Annotated in this window: 12 protein-coding genes; 5 read left to right on the top strand and 7 right to left on the bottom strand. The window is 62.7% G+C overall.

All coding sequences use genetic code 11. From position 1 onward, the window contains the following. Positions 1-3: 3 nt before the first annotated feature. Positions 4-279: a protein usg gene (locus tag AAC014_RS02560; RefSeq protein ID WP_339703784.1), complete on the bottom strand. Its 276-nt coding sequence runs from the start codon at positions 277-279 to the stop codon at positions 4-6. Between the two features lie 127 nt (positions 280-406). On the opposite strand from AAC014_RS02560, the gene AAC014_RS02555 reads away from it, so the two are divergent. Continuing rightward, complete coding sequence (locus AAC014_RS02555) at positions 407-772, top strand: hypothetical protein (protein ID WP_339703783.1); 366 nt, start codon at positions 407-409, stop codon at positions 770-772. Here AAC014_RS02555 and AAC014_RS02550 read toward each other — a convergent pair. From AAC014_RS02550 to AAC014_RS02540, 3 genes are all read right to left on the bottom strand, one after another. Beyond that, on the bottom strand, positions 693-1,475 hold the full coding sequence (locus AAC014_RS02550; protein ID WP_339703782.1) for an integrase family protein: 783 nt from the start codon (positions 1,473-1,475) through the stop codon (positions 693-695). The two genes, AAC014_RS02555 and AAC014_RS02550, sit on opposite strands and share 80 nt — an antisense overlap. Positions 1,476-1,828: 353 nt before the next feature. Next, positions 1,829-2,992 (bottom strand): DUF5624 domain-containing protein, encoded by a 1,164-nt coding sequence (locus AAC014_RS02545; protein ID WP_339703781.1) that lies wholly within the window; start codon positions 2,990-2,992, stop codon positions 1,829-1,831. A gap of 13 nt (positions 2,993-3,005) precedes the next feature. After that, complete coding sequence (locus AAC014_RS02540; RefSeq protein ID WP_339703780.1) at positions 3,006-4,091, bottom strand: hypothetical protein; 1,086 nt, start codon at positions 4,089-4,091, stop codon at positions 3,006-3,008. A 186-nt stretch (positions 4,092-4,277) separates the two neighbouring features. On the opposite strand from AAC014_RS02540, the gene AAC014_RS02535 reads away from it, so the two are divergent. Then, entirely contained in the window at positions 4,278-5,504 is a 1,227-nt protein-coding gene (locus AAC014_RS02535; protein WP_339703779.1) for an MFS transporter, read from the top strand. A gap of 3 nt (positions 5,505-5,507) precedes the next feature. On the opposite strand, the gene AAC014_RS02530 is transcribed toward AAC014_RS02535, so the two are convergent. The 3 genes from AAC014_RS02530 to AAC014_RS02520 all read right to left on the bottom strand — a co-directional run bounded on the left by AAC014_RS02530 (position 5,508) and on the right by AAC014_RS02520 (position 10,394). Continuing rightward, positions 5,508-6,932 (bottom strand): sulfatase-like hydrolase/transferase, encoded by a 1,425-nt coding sequence (locus AAC014_RS02530; RefSeq protein WP_339703777.1) that lies wholly within the window; start codon positions 6,930-6,932, stop codon positions 5,508-5,510. Positions 6,933-7,009: 77 nt separating this feature from the next. Then, the gene (locus AAC014_RS02525) at positions 7,010-9,283 is read right to left on the bottom strand and encodes a TonB-dependent receptor (protein ID WP_339703775.1); all 2,274 of its coding nucleotides are present in this window, start codon (positions 9,281-9,283) and stop codon (positions 7,010-7,012) included. Positions 9,284-9,452: 169 nt separating this feature from the next. Next, complete coding sequence (locus AAC014_RS02520) at positions 9,453-10,394, bottom strand: LysR substrate-binding domain-containing protein (protein ID WP_339703773.1); 942 nt, start codon at positions 10,392-10,394, stop codon at positions 9,453-9,455. A gap of 137 nt (positions 10,395-10,531) precedes the next feature. Between AAC014_RS02520 and AAC014_RS02515 the strand changes: the two genes are divergently transcribed. From AAC014_RS02515 to pobA, 3 genes are read left to right on the top strand one after another with little or no spacing between them, the layout of a single operon-like run. Next, positions 10,532-11,362, top strand: coding sequence for an aldolase/citrate lyase family protein (locus tag AAC014_RS02515; protein WP_339703771.1), 831 nt, complete (start codon positions 10,532-10,534; stop codon positions 11,360-11,362). A 13-nt stretch (positions 11,363-11,375) separates the two neighbouring features. Next, the gene (locus tag AAC014_RS02510) at positions 11,376-12,266 is read left to right on the top strand and encodes an amidohydrolase family protein (protein ID WP_339703769.1); all 891 of its coding nucleotides are present in this window, start codon (positions 11,376-11,378) and stop codon (positions 12,264-12,266) included. Positions 12,267-12,278: 12 nt separating this feature from the next. Then, a complete protein-coding gene (gene pobA / locus AAC014_RS02505; RefSeq protein WP_339703767.1) occupies positions 12,279-13,451 on the top strand; it encodes a 4-hydroxybenzoate 3-monooxygenase in 1,173 nt (390 codons plus the stop codon). The last annotated feature ends 253 nt before the right edge of the window (positions 13,452-13,704 follow it).

The following is a 13,704-nucleotide window of genomic DNA, read 5'->3' as shown; positions in this document are numbered from 1 at the left end:
GCGTCAGTTCAGCCGCAGTTCCTTGTCGACGAAGCGGTATTCGGCCGGGCGGATCAGGGCATCGTGCATGATCCGCACCGAATGCAGCATGCCGTCGATGCTGTGCGACCAGAAATCGAGGAAGCCGATCAGTCGCGGAAAGCGCGGCGGCACGTCCAGTGTCTGCCATGTGAAGCTTTGCAGCACATGCGGGTGATCGGGCATGTGGTAAAGCACTTCGGCGGTCAGCATCCGCCAGTCCTGCAGTTGCCGGGTGAAGTCGTCATCAACGCCGTGCATCGCATGCTCCCTTCCACGCAAATCTGGAACCGGTGCACAGAGAATCATGCCGTCACACGACTGTAAATAACGTTAACGGCCGGGCGCCTGTCTCGCCCTCTTTGCCGATTGCTGGTAGCCGTGCGGCATGAAACGCTTTCGCATCATCACCTTCGCGGCCGGAAGCCTCCTCGCCGCCAGTGAACTCGCCCGCTGGTGGGGCAATCCGCGCCTCGTTCCGCTGGCCTTCGACGAGGTGCTGGTGGGCGCTGGCCTCGCGCTCGCCGCGCTTCTGACGAAGCGCCTCGGCCCCTCGGCGATCGTCGCCGCATGGGGTGCCTTTTGCGGTCTGATGCTGTCGCTGCTCGTCCCGACGCTCGATCACCTGCTCCATGGCCCGCCAAAGCAGAGCGCGGGTTTCTATGGCGTCGTCCTCACGGCCATGCTGTGCCTCGGCCTTGCCGCGCTCGCCCACGCGCTGGCCAGCGCCCGCGAAGGCCGCCGCGCGCGCTGAGGCGTAGCGCGATCTGAACGGTAGGCTGACCCTCATACCCGTCGATCGCTCGCAGAAGGGCGCCGATGTCTCCAGGCTCCAGCAGCGCGGAACGATGCGTGACCTGCGGCCGGATGAGGGCTCCGCGAAGGTCGATGGCGACGTCGCGCGGCGCGCGGCCAGTCGCGACGGCAAAACGGAAGAGCGTGCCGAACGTCCCGCGCAACCGATTCGCTGTTTCGTAGCGGCCCCGAACCTCGATTTTACGAAGCACCTCCAGGAGGTCCGTCGCCGTAATTTCGGCGATGGGACGATCGCCGAGGCGCGGGTAGGAGAACTCCATCAGCCACCGGTTCTTTTTCAGCGTCGCTGCCGCGCGTCCCTGGAGCTCGAGGCGTTCCAGCCACTCTTCGGCAATCGCCTTGAAGGTTTCCTGTTCGCGGACACGTTTTTCACGCTCGGCTTCCTTGCGCTGCTTCATCGGGTCGATGCCCGAAACCACGAGTTTTCTCGCAGCATCGCGCTTCTCGCGCGCCTCAGCGAGGCTGATATCCGGGTAGACGCCGAGGGCCATCGTCTTCTGTTTGCCGTCGAAGCGGTAGTTGTAGCGCCAATACTTCCGGCCGTCGGGGTTCACTAGAAGCACGAGACCCGGAGAATCGGTCAGCTTGTACGGCTGCTGCCTGCCCTTCGCGTGCAGCACCGCCACTGCGGATAGCGCCATGATGGTATCTCCCGTTCGAGTGTTGGCAGATACCATCATTTTTACCACTGAACGCTCTGGATACCAACAACTGGCCCCGAACTGCGCCGGACTCAAATCTCCGGAGAGCCGCAGAAATGCGTACTTTCTTGGACGGCTATGGACGGCTATGGAGAACAAATGGTGCCGGGGACGGAATCGAAAAGGGAAAATTTCTACAAATATATCATGCGTTTATTTGCACGCGGTACGCATGATGTACCGTCAGATATACCGTCAAAACAAACATGCTCAATGCGATTCCCAAACCGTGTACTTTTAGCGCCCTCTAATGATCTCCACGTGCCCGTCGACCTGATAACGTGCTGTCCGGATCAGCTCGCGCGGTAATTAATATTGTCGAGCCCTGGGATGACGACGGCTTCCGGTACATTGCCGTTACTGCAGAGCTGGTCGACAATGAACTGCGCACCGGCGTTTGCGAGCTGCTGCGCAGGATCTTCCATGACGAAACGGAGCCGCGTGATGATCGCCCTGCGATCGTCGACGGAGCGGACGCGGGGGAGCTCGGTCGCCTCCCGTGTTTCGACATCAATGACGGGCGCCGCCTCGGCCGGCCGGTGAAACGCGGGATATCCGTCGAACATCAGGCGGCCCATTTCCACCGTCGCGTTGGTGCTGAACCAGATTTCCCGGAACCGCGCCTCGATTCTACTGGCGGCGGCTTCATCCGCCAGCTGGGCCAGATCGAGATCGGGCCCGTGCGGCGCGATGTACAGACGATCGGGAGACAATTGTTGCCCGGACGCCTGCCACAGCAGGTGGCACATGCTGTTCGTCTGCCAGGTCACCCCCGCCGTCGGCCGGCCCGCCTTTCCGCTGATAAGGACCATTGCGCGGTCCCACGCGATGTCGTGCTCGCCGAGCCATGTGATCGTCCGGTATGCGGCATCGAGGAAGACAAGCGCGAAGGTCGCGGCCATCACGTCGTTCATCGCGATAGGAAAATCGCCGCCCGAGAGGACGTCCAGCCATTCGGTTCGAAGATATTCGAAGTCGATGCGCGTGGGATCGCGAAGCAGGTTTTCCAGAACCCGGAGCGTCACCCTGCAGGCGTAGGCTGTCATTCCGGCGATTGCCTCTTCGCGGCCCCTGAATGCGACGGCGGCGACATCGTCACGCCAGAACGCGGGTGAATTCACACGCTGGGCAGTCTCGATGGCAGCCTTGAGCCGGATCGCGTCATCCCGCCACTGGGCGCAGTCGAGCTCGTACATGCGCCGCAGGTAGGGAACCGCGACACCGAGGTGCGAGATCGCCGTCAGTTCCTTGAACCCCCGCGTACCGAGCCGAAAATTCAGGATGCGCGGCTTCGCCCCGCTGCCGGAGAACAGCACGAGATCGGTTCCAGTCGCCACCAGAAGCGGGTCGCCTGCCGACAACCTGCCCATGTGCGCGTTGAGGTGCGGGCCGATCGCATCGGGCTGGCCGGTGTAGGCCTCGAAGAGATCCAGAAATGCTGCGTGCGGTTCTTGCATCGGATTGCCCTGATCAAACGCCGAGACGGTAGACGATCGTGTCGGTACGGAAGCGGATATCAGCGGTCAGGCTGTTAGAAACGACGAGATATCTGCTGCCATTCTTCTCGAAAACATGGGCATCGGTTCCGCCGAAGGTCGGAAACGTTTCGGCGAGAACGAAGCGATCGCCCTTCCAGCGATAGAGCTCCGACTGGAGATCGCTCTTCGGGTCCGCCGGTGTTCCCTCGATGAAGCAGATGCGGACGAGATAGAGATCGCCCCCGGACTCGAAAACGCAGAACTCGCGCCCCGCCGGGCCGCCGAGCGTCTGATAAGGCACGAATTCGCCGCCGTTCCAACGGTAAAGCATGGATTCGCCGTCGATCCGGGCGAAAGCGAGATAATCGGTCCCGTCCCAGCGGAAATGGCTGAACGCCCGCCCGCCCTTGTCGGAAAGCGACTGGAAGCGAACGAAGGCCCTGCCGTCCCATCGGCAGACCAGACTCTCGCTCGTATGATCCGCGTAGGCGAGATAGTGCGCACCATCGACCGTGAAGTGCGTGAAATTATACCCCCACATGCCGTCCAGCACCTGAAACGGCACGAAGTGCGCACCATCCCATTCAAGGATGCATGATTGCGCGGGGTTCACGGCAGTGAGATGCGGCAGGGTGAGCCCCTGCGCGAGCGCCAGGAAATGGCGTCCGTCGAACGTGAAGTGGCGCCACTGCTTTGCCGCGAAGGTATCGATTGTTTGAAAGACCTCCCATCCCCCAGCACGCCACCGATAGATGACGGACGCCACGTTCGGCTCGTAAGGCCCCGACCCGCTTCTGAGGTTGGCGAGAGCCAGAAACACGGCATGGCCGATCTGGAAGACCTCGATGTCCTCGCCGCCGTGCGCGGGAATACGCGCTTGCAGTTCGAAGCGTCCATCGTTCCACCTGAAAAGAAGCGCATCGACGTCGTTGTTGCCGCCGTTCATGTGCGGCGGTGTGCCTTCGATGTCTTCGGCGAGCTGCGCCACCCCAAGCCAGATGTCGTTCCCGCGCCTGAATGGCAGCGCCGTTCTTGCCCCCGAGGTTTCAAGGCGCTGGTGGATCGAAAGGATGGACATCACCTGCCTCGCCCGGATTGCGCTTATATTGCCATGGCATGGGTATTGCGGCCGAATGGTTCGCACAATTTCATTTTTACCCGGCAATTGATTTAGAACGCCCATCAATCGTCAAGGAGGATTGAATTGGATCGGCGCGCGCCTTTGGGAGAGGTTCAATCGGTTGATCCGGGGGAGTGAACGGAAATGACGAGCGCACCAGTGTCTACGGGCACCACATCGAAAAGCGTTGCGACGAAGGCATTCTTCATCGCCATGGTGGACGGCTACGATACGCTGATGATCGCGTTCATCGCGCCGCTCCTTGCGCAGAACTGGGGCCTGACACATCCCCAGATCGGCGGCGTGTTCGCCGCGGGCTACAGCGGGGCGGTGATCGGCGGGCTCGCGATGGGGCCGCTCGGCGATCGACTCGGCCGCAAGCCGATGCTCGTCCTGTCTCTGCTGCTCGCAGGCGTCGCAACGCTGCTGTGCGCCCTCGCCGAAACGTTCCAGAGCCTTCTGGTTCTGCGCTTTATCGCGGGGCTCGGCCTGGGGGGCGCCATCCCCGCTATCATCGCGCTGACCGCCGATTTTGCCGCGCCCGGAAAACGCAGCGGCACGGTGACGCTGATGTACATCGGCTATCCGCTGGGCGCCGTCGTAGGCGGTGCGCTCACCTCCGCTTTGCTGCATCATGGCATCAGCGCGATCTTTCTGGGTACCGGGATCGTCTGCCTGATCGCTGCAGCTGTCGGCATGACGATGCCCACCTACCGCGTCGCCCCGCATTCCCATCTCGGCTCCGGGATGGTGAAACTGTTCACCGCGCAGTTCGCCGAAGGACGCCTGCTCCCCGCCATTGCGCTTTGGACCGGCCTGTTCTCGACATTGATGCTCACCTATTTCCTGGTTAGCTGGACCCCCAGCATCCTTCTTGCCGAGGGCGCGAGTCCGCAGATCGCTGCGCTTGGGCCCGTCGTTCTCAATCTTGGCGGAATTGTCGGCGCGCTCATTACCGCCAAGGCCATCAACCGGTTCGGTCCCTATTTCCTCAATGCCGGCTTCGCACTGCTGGGCGCATTCGCTGTACTCGTCGTCGGCCAGATAGCGACCGGGACGGCACCGGCGATGATCGGGTTTCTGATCATCGGGATGCTCCTGCTCGGTGCACAGCTGAACTTCCCGGCGATGACCGCGGACCTGTTCCCGCCCGAGGTTCGCAGTGCAGGCGGCGGCTGGACCGCCGGCGTCGGACGGCTCGGGTCGATCGTGGGACCGCTCGTCGGCGGTTTCCTGATGGCGACTGAAATGAGCCCCCGCACCCTGCTGAGCTTTGCGGCCATTCCCGGCGCCGTTGCTGCGCTTGCGGTGTTCGCCGCCGCGATCCTGCGGCGCAAGGCCCGCACGGCGGACAAGGGTCAGGCGGACTAAACTTCAGTCCGGATTGTCGGCGGTTTCGACGACCCACCCCGCGCCGATGTGATCCGCTTGCTCCTCGGCCATCACGGCCTCGGTGAAACTTGCATCGATTTGAGGAAGCATGGTGCGATTCCACGCCTTCCATGACCGTGTCATGTCCTCGAACACATCGGGCATTCTGCTTTGCAGATTGGCCCGCTCCAGTGGATCCTCATCGACGTTGAAGAGATATTCGTTGTCGAGAATTTTGAGATATTTATAGGCGCCGCGCAGCATCGCGCGCTGGTGATTGCCTTTGTAACGCCAGTAGAGCGTTCGCTCGGCAGTGCTGCCGCTGCGGAGCAACGGAAAGAGATCGATGCCGTCGGTCGGATAGGCCGGATCGGGCGTGCGTTTCGCGGCACCGAGCAGCGTCGGCAGCCAATCCATCGTGATCGCCGTCTGCGCGCTTGTCTTCCCGCGCGGCAACATGGCGGGCCACGACACGATCGTCGGAACGCGGATGCCGCCCTCCAGCAGTTCCGACTTCTGGCCGCTGAACGGCCAGGTCTTCGCAAAGCGTTCGCCGCCGTTGTCGCTGGTGAAGACGATAATGGTGTTCTCGCGTAGGTCGAACCGGTCCAGCGTTTCGAGCACGCGCCCGACCTCTGCGTCCATCGCTTCAATCATGCGGTGATAGGTCCGCATCGTTCCGCCATCGAGGTGCTTCAGCTTGGTACCTGCAACACGTTGCGATTCCGATTGGTCGTCGGGGGCTTCCCATGGCCAGTGGGGAGCATTGAAGTGAAGACTGAGAAAGAACGGCTGCCGATTGCGCGCGCTCCTCTCGATGAACCCCGTCGCCTCTCGCCCGAGAATCTCGGTCAGATAGCCCTCTGCCTCAAGGGGCGCATCCCCTCTCCAGAGATCGGGCTCATCGACCACGCTCCGATGCGAGAAATAGTCCGTCGCGCCCGAACGCATTCCCACGAATTCGTCGTAGCCGCTGAGGAGCGGCCCGTGATTCGGCGCCTTTCCGAGATGCCATTTGCCGACGAGCGCTGTCCGGTAGCCGGCGGCGCGAAGCAGCGATGGTAACGTCGGGTGGTCCCTCGGGATACCGACATCGGGGCTGATGTGCGCGAGCGGCTCCTCAAGCCCGATGGGAAGCCGATACTGATAGCGGCCGGTGATAAGCGCAGTTCGTGTCGCGGAACAAACCGGCGAATTCGCATAACCGTTCAGAAGGCGAATCCCGTCGGTCGCCAGCGAGTCGATGGCCGGCGTTCGGAGCGATGCGTTGCCGTAGCAGGCCACATCCGCGTAGCCGAGATCGTCTGCTAGAATGAACACGATGTTAGGCAGGCGCTCTGCGGCAGGCTTCGCAAGCGCGGGCGCAATCGACGCCGCCGCGCCCGCGCCGAGTGCGATGAACGATCGCCTGTCAATCGCTATCGGCAATGCTCCGCTCTCCCCTGGTCTCTTCAGGTGGTACTAACATCGATGCAGCCCGGCGACGTGCTGTTTTTGGGCAGGCGTCAGAAGGAACGCCGGACGCTCACGCCGAAGGTTCGGGGATCGCTGATCAGGCCCAGCCTGATCTTGTCGGTATCGTACTTCGCCACCGGCCCGCCGCCGCGGTAGTACCTCTCGTTCGTTACGTTCTTGACCCATCCCGAGACGATCCAGCCGCCGTCCAACGACTCCCAGCTCAGGCGAACGTCGCCCTTGGCGTATTCGTTCGCCCACAGGGTGTTGAACTCGGTGACCACCTTGTCGACCGCGACGGCGCTTGCCGAGAAAACCAGATCACCGGCATTGCCCAGAGAGTGCCGATAATCGGCGCGCAGCGAAAGATTGTACCGGGGCACGCCGCCAATCCGCTCGCCCGAACGATCAAAGGTATGCGCCGGATCGCTGAAGCCCGGCTGCTGCGCGATATAGTCCTTGTATTCGGGATCGATGAACGAGGCTCCGGCATTGACGGTGAAGCCCTTTGCAAGAAGCGCCGTGATCTCGAATTCGACGCCCTTGCTGCGCGCGCTGGCGCTTGCCGTCGTCGGGGCGCCGTTTATGTCGAACGTTTGAAGCTGCAGGTTCTTGTAGTCGCTGTAGAACACCGCGGCGCTGAACTGCAGGCGGCGGTCGAGCAGGTCGCCCTTGAAGCCGAGCTCGTAGTTCATCACGTCTTCGGGACTGAATTCCCGGAGCGGGGGGGCCGGGGGCTGACCCTGGAAGCCGCCGCTCTTGAATCCCTTCGAAACGCTGGCGTACATCATCGCGCCTTCGCCGAGCGATACGTCCAAGACGGCGCGTGGCGTGAGCCGGTTCCAGCGCTTGGATGCGCTTGCCGTGTAATCGGCATTGACGAAGGGCGACACGGGTCCACCTGCGGGTATACCCGTAATCCGCCGCGCGATGCCGGTGACGTCGAGCGCCTTTTCTTCCGTCGTGTAGCGTATGCCTGCGGTGAGGCTGACATTGTCGAGAACCCGGTACTTGGCTTCTGCGAACGCGGCGAGCGCATCCGTGTTGATCCGCTGCGTGAAGGTCGCGATGCCGCTGAACGGGGCGACGTTGCGATAGATATCCGTCGTGCGGCTGCCTTCCTCGTGGAACGCGTAGACGCCGAGCGTCCACGAGAAGCGGTTGGCGCTGCCCGGTTCGTTCGGCTCACTCGACACCAGCCGGAGTTCCTGGCTTGCCGACCACGTATCCTGTGCCGTTTCGGTGTAGGAGGTCACTTCCCGCGCGCGGCCATTGTCCTCGAGCCCATAGCTCTTTTCGGCGCGCACGCCGGTGATCGCGACGACATCGAAGCCGGAGGCCTCGTAAGTCACATTGAAGGCGCCGCCGTAGGTCTCGACACCCTGCCGGCCGTTGATCGCCGAGCGTGCCGTCCGCAGCTTCTCTTCCTGCACCGGCGGCGTGACGCCGGGGCGCGGCGCGCCAGTCACCGGGTTGTTCGTGAAGAAGACATAGCGCAGCCCCGGAACGTCCGAGATGATGCTCTTCAGCACGCCATCCTGCTTGCTCTTCGCCCAGTCGCCGATCAGGCTGAGCGTGAGCCGATCCGTCGGCGTGATCTTCAGCGTGCCACGCACGGCGCGCGTGTTGATGTCGTTCGCGCTCTCGCCGGTGGTAAGATTGCGGTACATCCCGTCGCGGTCGTCCGTGAGAAACGCCAACCGGGCATACGCCTTGCCATCGACGATCGGGCCGCTGATCGCGCCCTTCGTCGTAATGCGATCGAAGCTGCCGTAGGCGACTTCGCCGTAGCCCGAGAGCTGCTCGGTCGGCTGCCGCGTGATGATGTTGATGGCGCCGGCGGTCGCGTTCTTGCCGTAAAGCGAGCCCTGCGGTCCACGCAGCACTTCCACGCGTTCCGTATCGAAAAAGGCGAGGTTCGCGGCCGCCTGCCGGGGGATATAGACCTCGTTCAGGAAGATCGCGACGCCGGGGTCGGCGCTCAGGTCCTCGCTCGTCCGCCCGATGCCGCGGATCGTGTATTTTTCCGAGCCGACCGCCTCCGCGTAGATGTGCAGGCTCGGCGTATATTGCGAGAGGCCTTCAGTGGTCTCGATATTGAGCTTCTCGATCGTGCCGCCGGTAAGCGCCGTGATGGAGACGGGGATTTTTTCGAGGTTCTCCGCGCGCCGCATCGCCGTGACGATGATGGTGTCCAGCACCTCGCTGTCCGCCGCGGCGACTGCATCGCCCCCGGTCTGGGCGGCGGCCGCCTGTCCGTAAAACGGCAGCGCGGCGCTCGCCAGAAGGATCGCGGCATGACGCGGCATCGATATCATGATCATTGTTGTGCCTCCCCGAACAGTAGCCGGCACCTTGCGAAGGTTCATTGAGAATTGGGATCGCAGGGTTTGGGAAGAAAGCCGACGCGCCGTTCCCGTCCCTGACAGACCTTCTCCGCGGTGCAACGTGACTGACAGTAGAGGTAGGTGAGAACGGGTGATTTATTCCAATTCAATCTTGCACATCGATTGATGGGAAAACGCAATCAACCGGCGCGGTCGATCGCGCGATCGACGCCTGAACCATGCGCCTGAGGTTCGCGACGAGCGTGCTGGCTTCGCCAGCGCGCGACGCCATCACCAGATAGGTCATGGCACCCTCGTCCGCGAGCGGCTTGAAGCGGATGTTCGGAACATTGATGCATTGCAGCTCGGACGGCACGACGGCAACGCCGAGGCCCGATGCAGCGAGGCTGATGATCGTGGCGGATTCCCGAACCTCCTGAACGATATTGGGCACGAAGCCGGCCTCGCCGCACAGGCGCAGGAACTGCTCGTGAATGCCGACGCCGGAGTTTCGCGGATAGAAGATCATCGGCTCTCCGCGCAGGTCCGCGATATGCAGCTGCTCGCGCGCGAGCAGCGGGCTGTCGGCATGCATCGCGACGATGAGCGGGTCCTGCAGGATCTGGACGAAGTGGATATCCGAGCGCACGGGAATCTGCGGGCTGCGAAGAAGACCGACATCGATGTCCCTGTTCTCCAGCGCTGCGATCTGCTGCTGCGAAGACAGATCATGCAGCCGGATATCGACCTTCGGATAGCGCGTGCGGAACGCGCGGATGATCTGGGGGAAGAAAACGAGCAGCGACGAGGCCGTCGTGAAGCCGATGCGAAGTTGCCCGGCCTCGCCGGAGACCATCTCGCGAATTTCCTCAATACTGCGATCGAGCTGATCCAGCACGGCTGTCGCATGCTGGCGAAACGCGGCGCCGACCTGCGTCAGCGAAACGTGGCGCTGCGTTCTATGAAACAGCTGGGCGCCCAGTTCCGTTTCCAGCGACTTGATCGCCACTGAGAGCGGTGCCTGCGTGATGTTCAGCTTTTCTGCCGCGCGGCGGAAATGCAACTCCTCGCAGAGCATGACGAAATACCGGAGCTGGCGAAGGTCCATTGATATGTCAGAGCAATCAATCGTTGAGCTTGATTGAATTAGCATAAATCGATGGGCCCCGGCAAATCAACGCAATGCCGTGAGTTCGCGCTGATTGGCAGCGCCGCTCCATCGGCGGGCAGCTTCGGACGAGGGACATGCGCTACGACACCCGCAGGCCATCGGCGATCGGTTTGGATCTTATGGCGCGGCTTGCCGGCGGCGTCCCCGTTTACGCGCTCGGCATTCGCTTCGCGCGGTCCCCGGATATCGCGCGCATGGCATCCATGGCCGGCTACGACCTGCTGTGGATCGATCTCGAACACTGTGGCATGTCGATAGACGTGGCGGGTCAGATCCTGAGCTGCGCGCACGACCTCGGGCTCGGCGCCTGGGTGCGCGTACCCGAAAACGACTTCGGCGTGATCGGGCGGCTCCTCGACAGCGGCGCCACTGGCATCATCCTCCCCCGCGTGGAAACAGAGGCACAGGCACAGCGCCTTGCGGCCTGCTGCCGCTTTCCCCCCGCAGGCGAGCGGTCGATGATTGCCCGGCTGCCGCAAAGTGGCTTCAGCCGACTGCCCGCCGCCGAACTCACTGCGGCGGCCAACGGGCAGACGGTCTGTCAGGCGCTCATCGAGTCCCGGCTCGGCGTTCGCAACGCCGACGGCATCGCCGCCACGGACGGCATCGACATCCTCGCGATCGGCGCCAACGACCTGACCGCGGAAATGGGCTTTCCCGGCGACGTCCGCCGCCCCGAGTTCGTGGACGCCTGCAAGGCCGTGGCCGATGCCGCGCGGCGGCACGGCAAGGCCGCCATCATCGGCGGCATCGCCGTCCAGGAGGACTTCATCGCCTTCCTGAAATCAGGCTTCTCGCCCTTCGTCTTCACCGGGATCGACACCGACATCGTCGCGGACGGGATCGCCGCACGCCGCAACGCCTGGCGGGAGCGGTTGGCGGAGCAAGACTTCAACTGCGAATAGAGAGACGCGCAACATGATTCCCATCGAACCTCTTGTCTCGCAGCCGATGCGCGATGCGGACTCGCTGGAACACCCCGGCTTCGCGATGCCGGCGGGCGCCTGCGACACGCACATGCACGTGTTCGGCCCGCTCGAAACCTATCCCAGCGTCCGCTATCCACAGTACACGCTGCCCGATGCGAAGCTCGCCCACTACCGGACGGTGATGGACGTGCTCGGCCTGCATTCTTTCGTGATCGTGCAGCCGAGCTTTTATGATACCGACAATCGCTGCCTGATCGACGCTCTCAAGGTTTCGGGGGGCGCCGCGCGCGGCGTCGTCATGATCGAGCCCGACATCGCCATGGATACGCTTCGCGAATGGCACGCCGTCGGCGTGCGTGGAATCCGGTTGGATCTCTTCAAGCGGCGCGCGCTTCCGCTTGCAGAGATTCAGCGCTTCATCCTCGATTCGGCAGCAAAGGTGGCGCCGCTCGGCTGGCATCTGCAGTTCTACGCGCCCGGCTACATCGTTCGCGATCTCATAGATTTCCTGGCGACGCTCGAGATCGATTTCGTCATCGATCATATGGGCTACATGCTGGAGGAAGACGGCCTCACCGAGGCTGATTTCGAACGCCTGCTCGCGCTTCTCAAAGGCGGACGGTGCTGGCTCAAGGCGAGCGCGCCTTACCGGCTCGCGAAGAAGCGCGGCATGGACGCCGTGGACGACATCGCAAAGGCGATCGTTCGCTCGGCCCCGGAAAGAACGATCTGGGGATCGGATTGGCCGCATATTCCGGACGGCGGCCGCGATACCGGCGCGCTACTCAACCAGCTCGCACTGTGGGCACCCGACGCCGCCGACAGAAAGCTCATCCTGGTGGAAAATCCGAAGGCACTGTTCGGCTTCGGCGCCGATTGAGGGACATGCACGATGACGCGAACAGAGGTCTGCATCATCGGCGCGGGTCCGGCCGGATTGCTGCTCGGCCACAGCCTGCGCAGCGCAGGCATAGGCTGCATCGTGCTCGAACGCCGCGATCCGGCCCACGTGCTTTCTCGCATACGCGCCGGCGTGCTCGAACGGAACACGGTCGATCTGATGGAGCGGCTGGGTCTCGACGCCCGGCTCAAGGCCGAAGGCCTGAAGCATGACGGCTTCAATCTGGCGGACGGCGAGCGGCTGATCCGCATCGACCTCGAAGCCCTCGTTGGCGGACATGTAGTCGTCTACGGCCAGACCGAACTGACCCGCGATCTCATGGATGCAAGTACGGCGCGCGGCCTTGAGATTCGCTACAATTGTGCCGAGGTCGCATTGCGCGATATCGAGGGCGGGGCCCCTTACGTTACCTACCGGAAGAACGGGCGTGAGCACCGCGTGGACACACGCTTCATCGTGGGCTGCGACGGGTTCCACGGGCCGAGCCGCCAGGCGATACCGCCAGCCGCTGGGCAGGTTTTCGCGCGCAGCTATCCGTTCGGATGGCTCGGCATTCTCGCTGACGTGCCGCCGTGCAACGAAGAGCTGATCTACGCCGCGCACGAACGCGGCTTCGCCCTGGCTTCGATGCGCAGCGCGACGCGCAGCCGCTATTACATCGATGTGCCGATCACCGAAAAGCTGGAGGACTGGCCCGACGAACGGCTGTGGGATGAGCTTTCGCTCCGTCTTGGGCCCGCGGCGCGCGCGCAAGTGACGCGCGGCGCGGCGATCGAGAAATCGATCGCACCGCTGCGCTCTTTCGTGTTCGAACCGATGCGCTACGGGAGCCTGCTGCTCTGCGGCGATGCCGCGCATATCGTTCCTCCCACCGGCGCGAAGGGCCTCAACCTAGCAGCGAGCGACGTCCACTACGCGGCGGACGCACTCACCCGCTTCTTCCGAAAGGCCGACCGCGACGCCATCTCCGATTATTCGGCAAAGGCGCTGCGCCGTGTCTGGAAATGCGAGCGCTTCAGTTGGTCGCTAACACGTTTGATGCACAGGTTTCAGGATGACGGCCCCTTCGAACGCGCCATGCAGACCGCTGAACTCGATTACATCTCATCGAGCCGCGCCGCGCAGGTTAGTATAGCGGAAAACTATGTGGGGTTGCCCGTTTAGGACGGCGGGCGCCTTGCTGTTGCAGGCGGCTTTCCGAAAAGTGGCACGGCCGGAGTCCAATAAACGTGACTTTGTAAATGTTTTCAAAATGATGAGAGTAGGGTGTCAGTTTCTGATACCGTCAAATGTACCGTCAAATTTGGCCTTTCCAGTTCGATTCCCAAACCACTACTTTTTTGCCCTGTTGTGTTCAGACCTCATTTCTAACCTCCTCTGTAATCGTTTTGGTCTCCGAAGGCAGAGGCCAGAGGTT

Origin of the sequence: uncultured Sphingosinicella sp. (genome assembly GCF_963974575.1) — a bacterium.
GTDB lineage: Bacteria > Pseudomonadota > Alphaproteobacteria > Sphingomonadales > Sphingomonadaceae > Sphingosinicella.
This window is presented reverse-complemented; position numbering and strand designations above follow the sequence as displayed.

Excerpts from the sequence above, each read along its gene's own strand:
- AAC014_RS02560 (WP_339703784.1), bottom strand. The coding sequence starts at position 279 with ATGCACGGCGTTGATGACGACTTCACCCGGCAACTGCAGGACTGGCGG.
- AAC014_RS02555 (WP_339703783.1), top strand. The coding sequence starts at position 407 with ATGAAACGCTTTCGCATCATCACCTTCGCGGCCGGAAGCCTCCTCGCC.
- AAC014_RS02550 (WP_339703782.1), bottom strand. The coding sequence starts at position 1,475 with ATGGCGCTATCCGCAGTGGCGGTGCTGCACGCGAAGGGCAGGCAGCAG.
- AAC014_RS02545 (WP_339703781.1), bottom strand. The coding sequence starts at position 2,992 with ATGCAAGAACCGCACGCAGCATTTCTGGATCTCTTCGAGGCCTACACC.
- AAC014_RS02540 (WP_339703780.1), bottom strand. The coding sequence starts at position 4,091 with ATGTCCATCCTTTCGATCCACCAGCGCCTTGAAACCTCGGGGGCAAGA.
- AAC014_RS02535 (WP_339703779.1), top strand. The coding sequence starts at position 4,278 with ATGACGAGCGCACCAGTGTCTACGGGCACCACATCGAAAAGCGTTGCG.
- AAC014_RS02525 (WP_339703775.1), bottom strand. The coding sequence starts at position 9,283 with ATGATCATGATATCGATGCCGCGTCATGCCGCGATCCTTCTGGCGAGC.
- AAC014_RS02520 (WP_339703773.1), bottom strand. The coding sequence starts at position 10,394 with ATGGACCTTCGCCAGCTCCGGTATTTCGTCATGCTCTGCGAGGAGTTG.
- AAC014_RS02515 (WP_339703771.1), top strand. The coding sequence starts at position 10,532 with ATGCGCTACGACACCCGCAGGCCATCGGCGATCGGTTTGGATCTTATG.
- AAC014_RS02510 (WP_339703769.1), top strand. The coding sequence starts at position 11,376 with ATGATTCCCATCGAACCTCTTGTCTCGCAGCCGATGCGCGATGCGGAC.
- pobA (WP_339703767.1), top strand. The coding sequence starts at position 12,279 with ATGACGCGAACAGAGGTCTGCATCATCGGCGCGGGTCCGGCCGGATTG.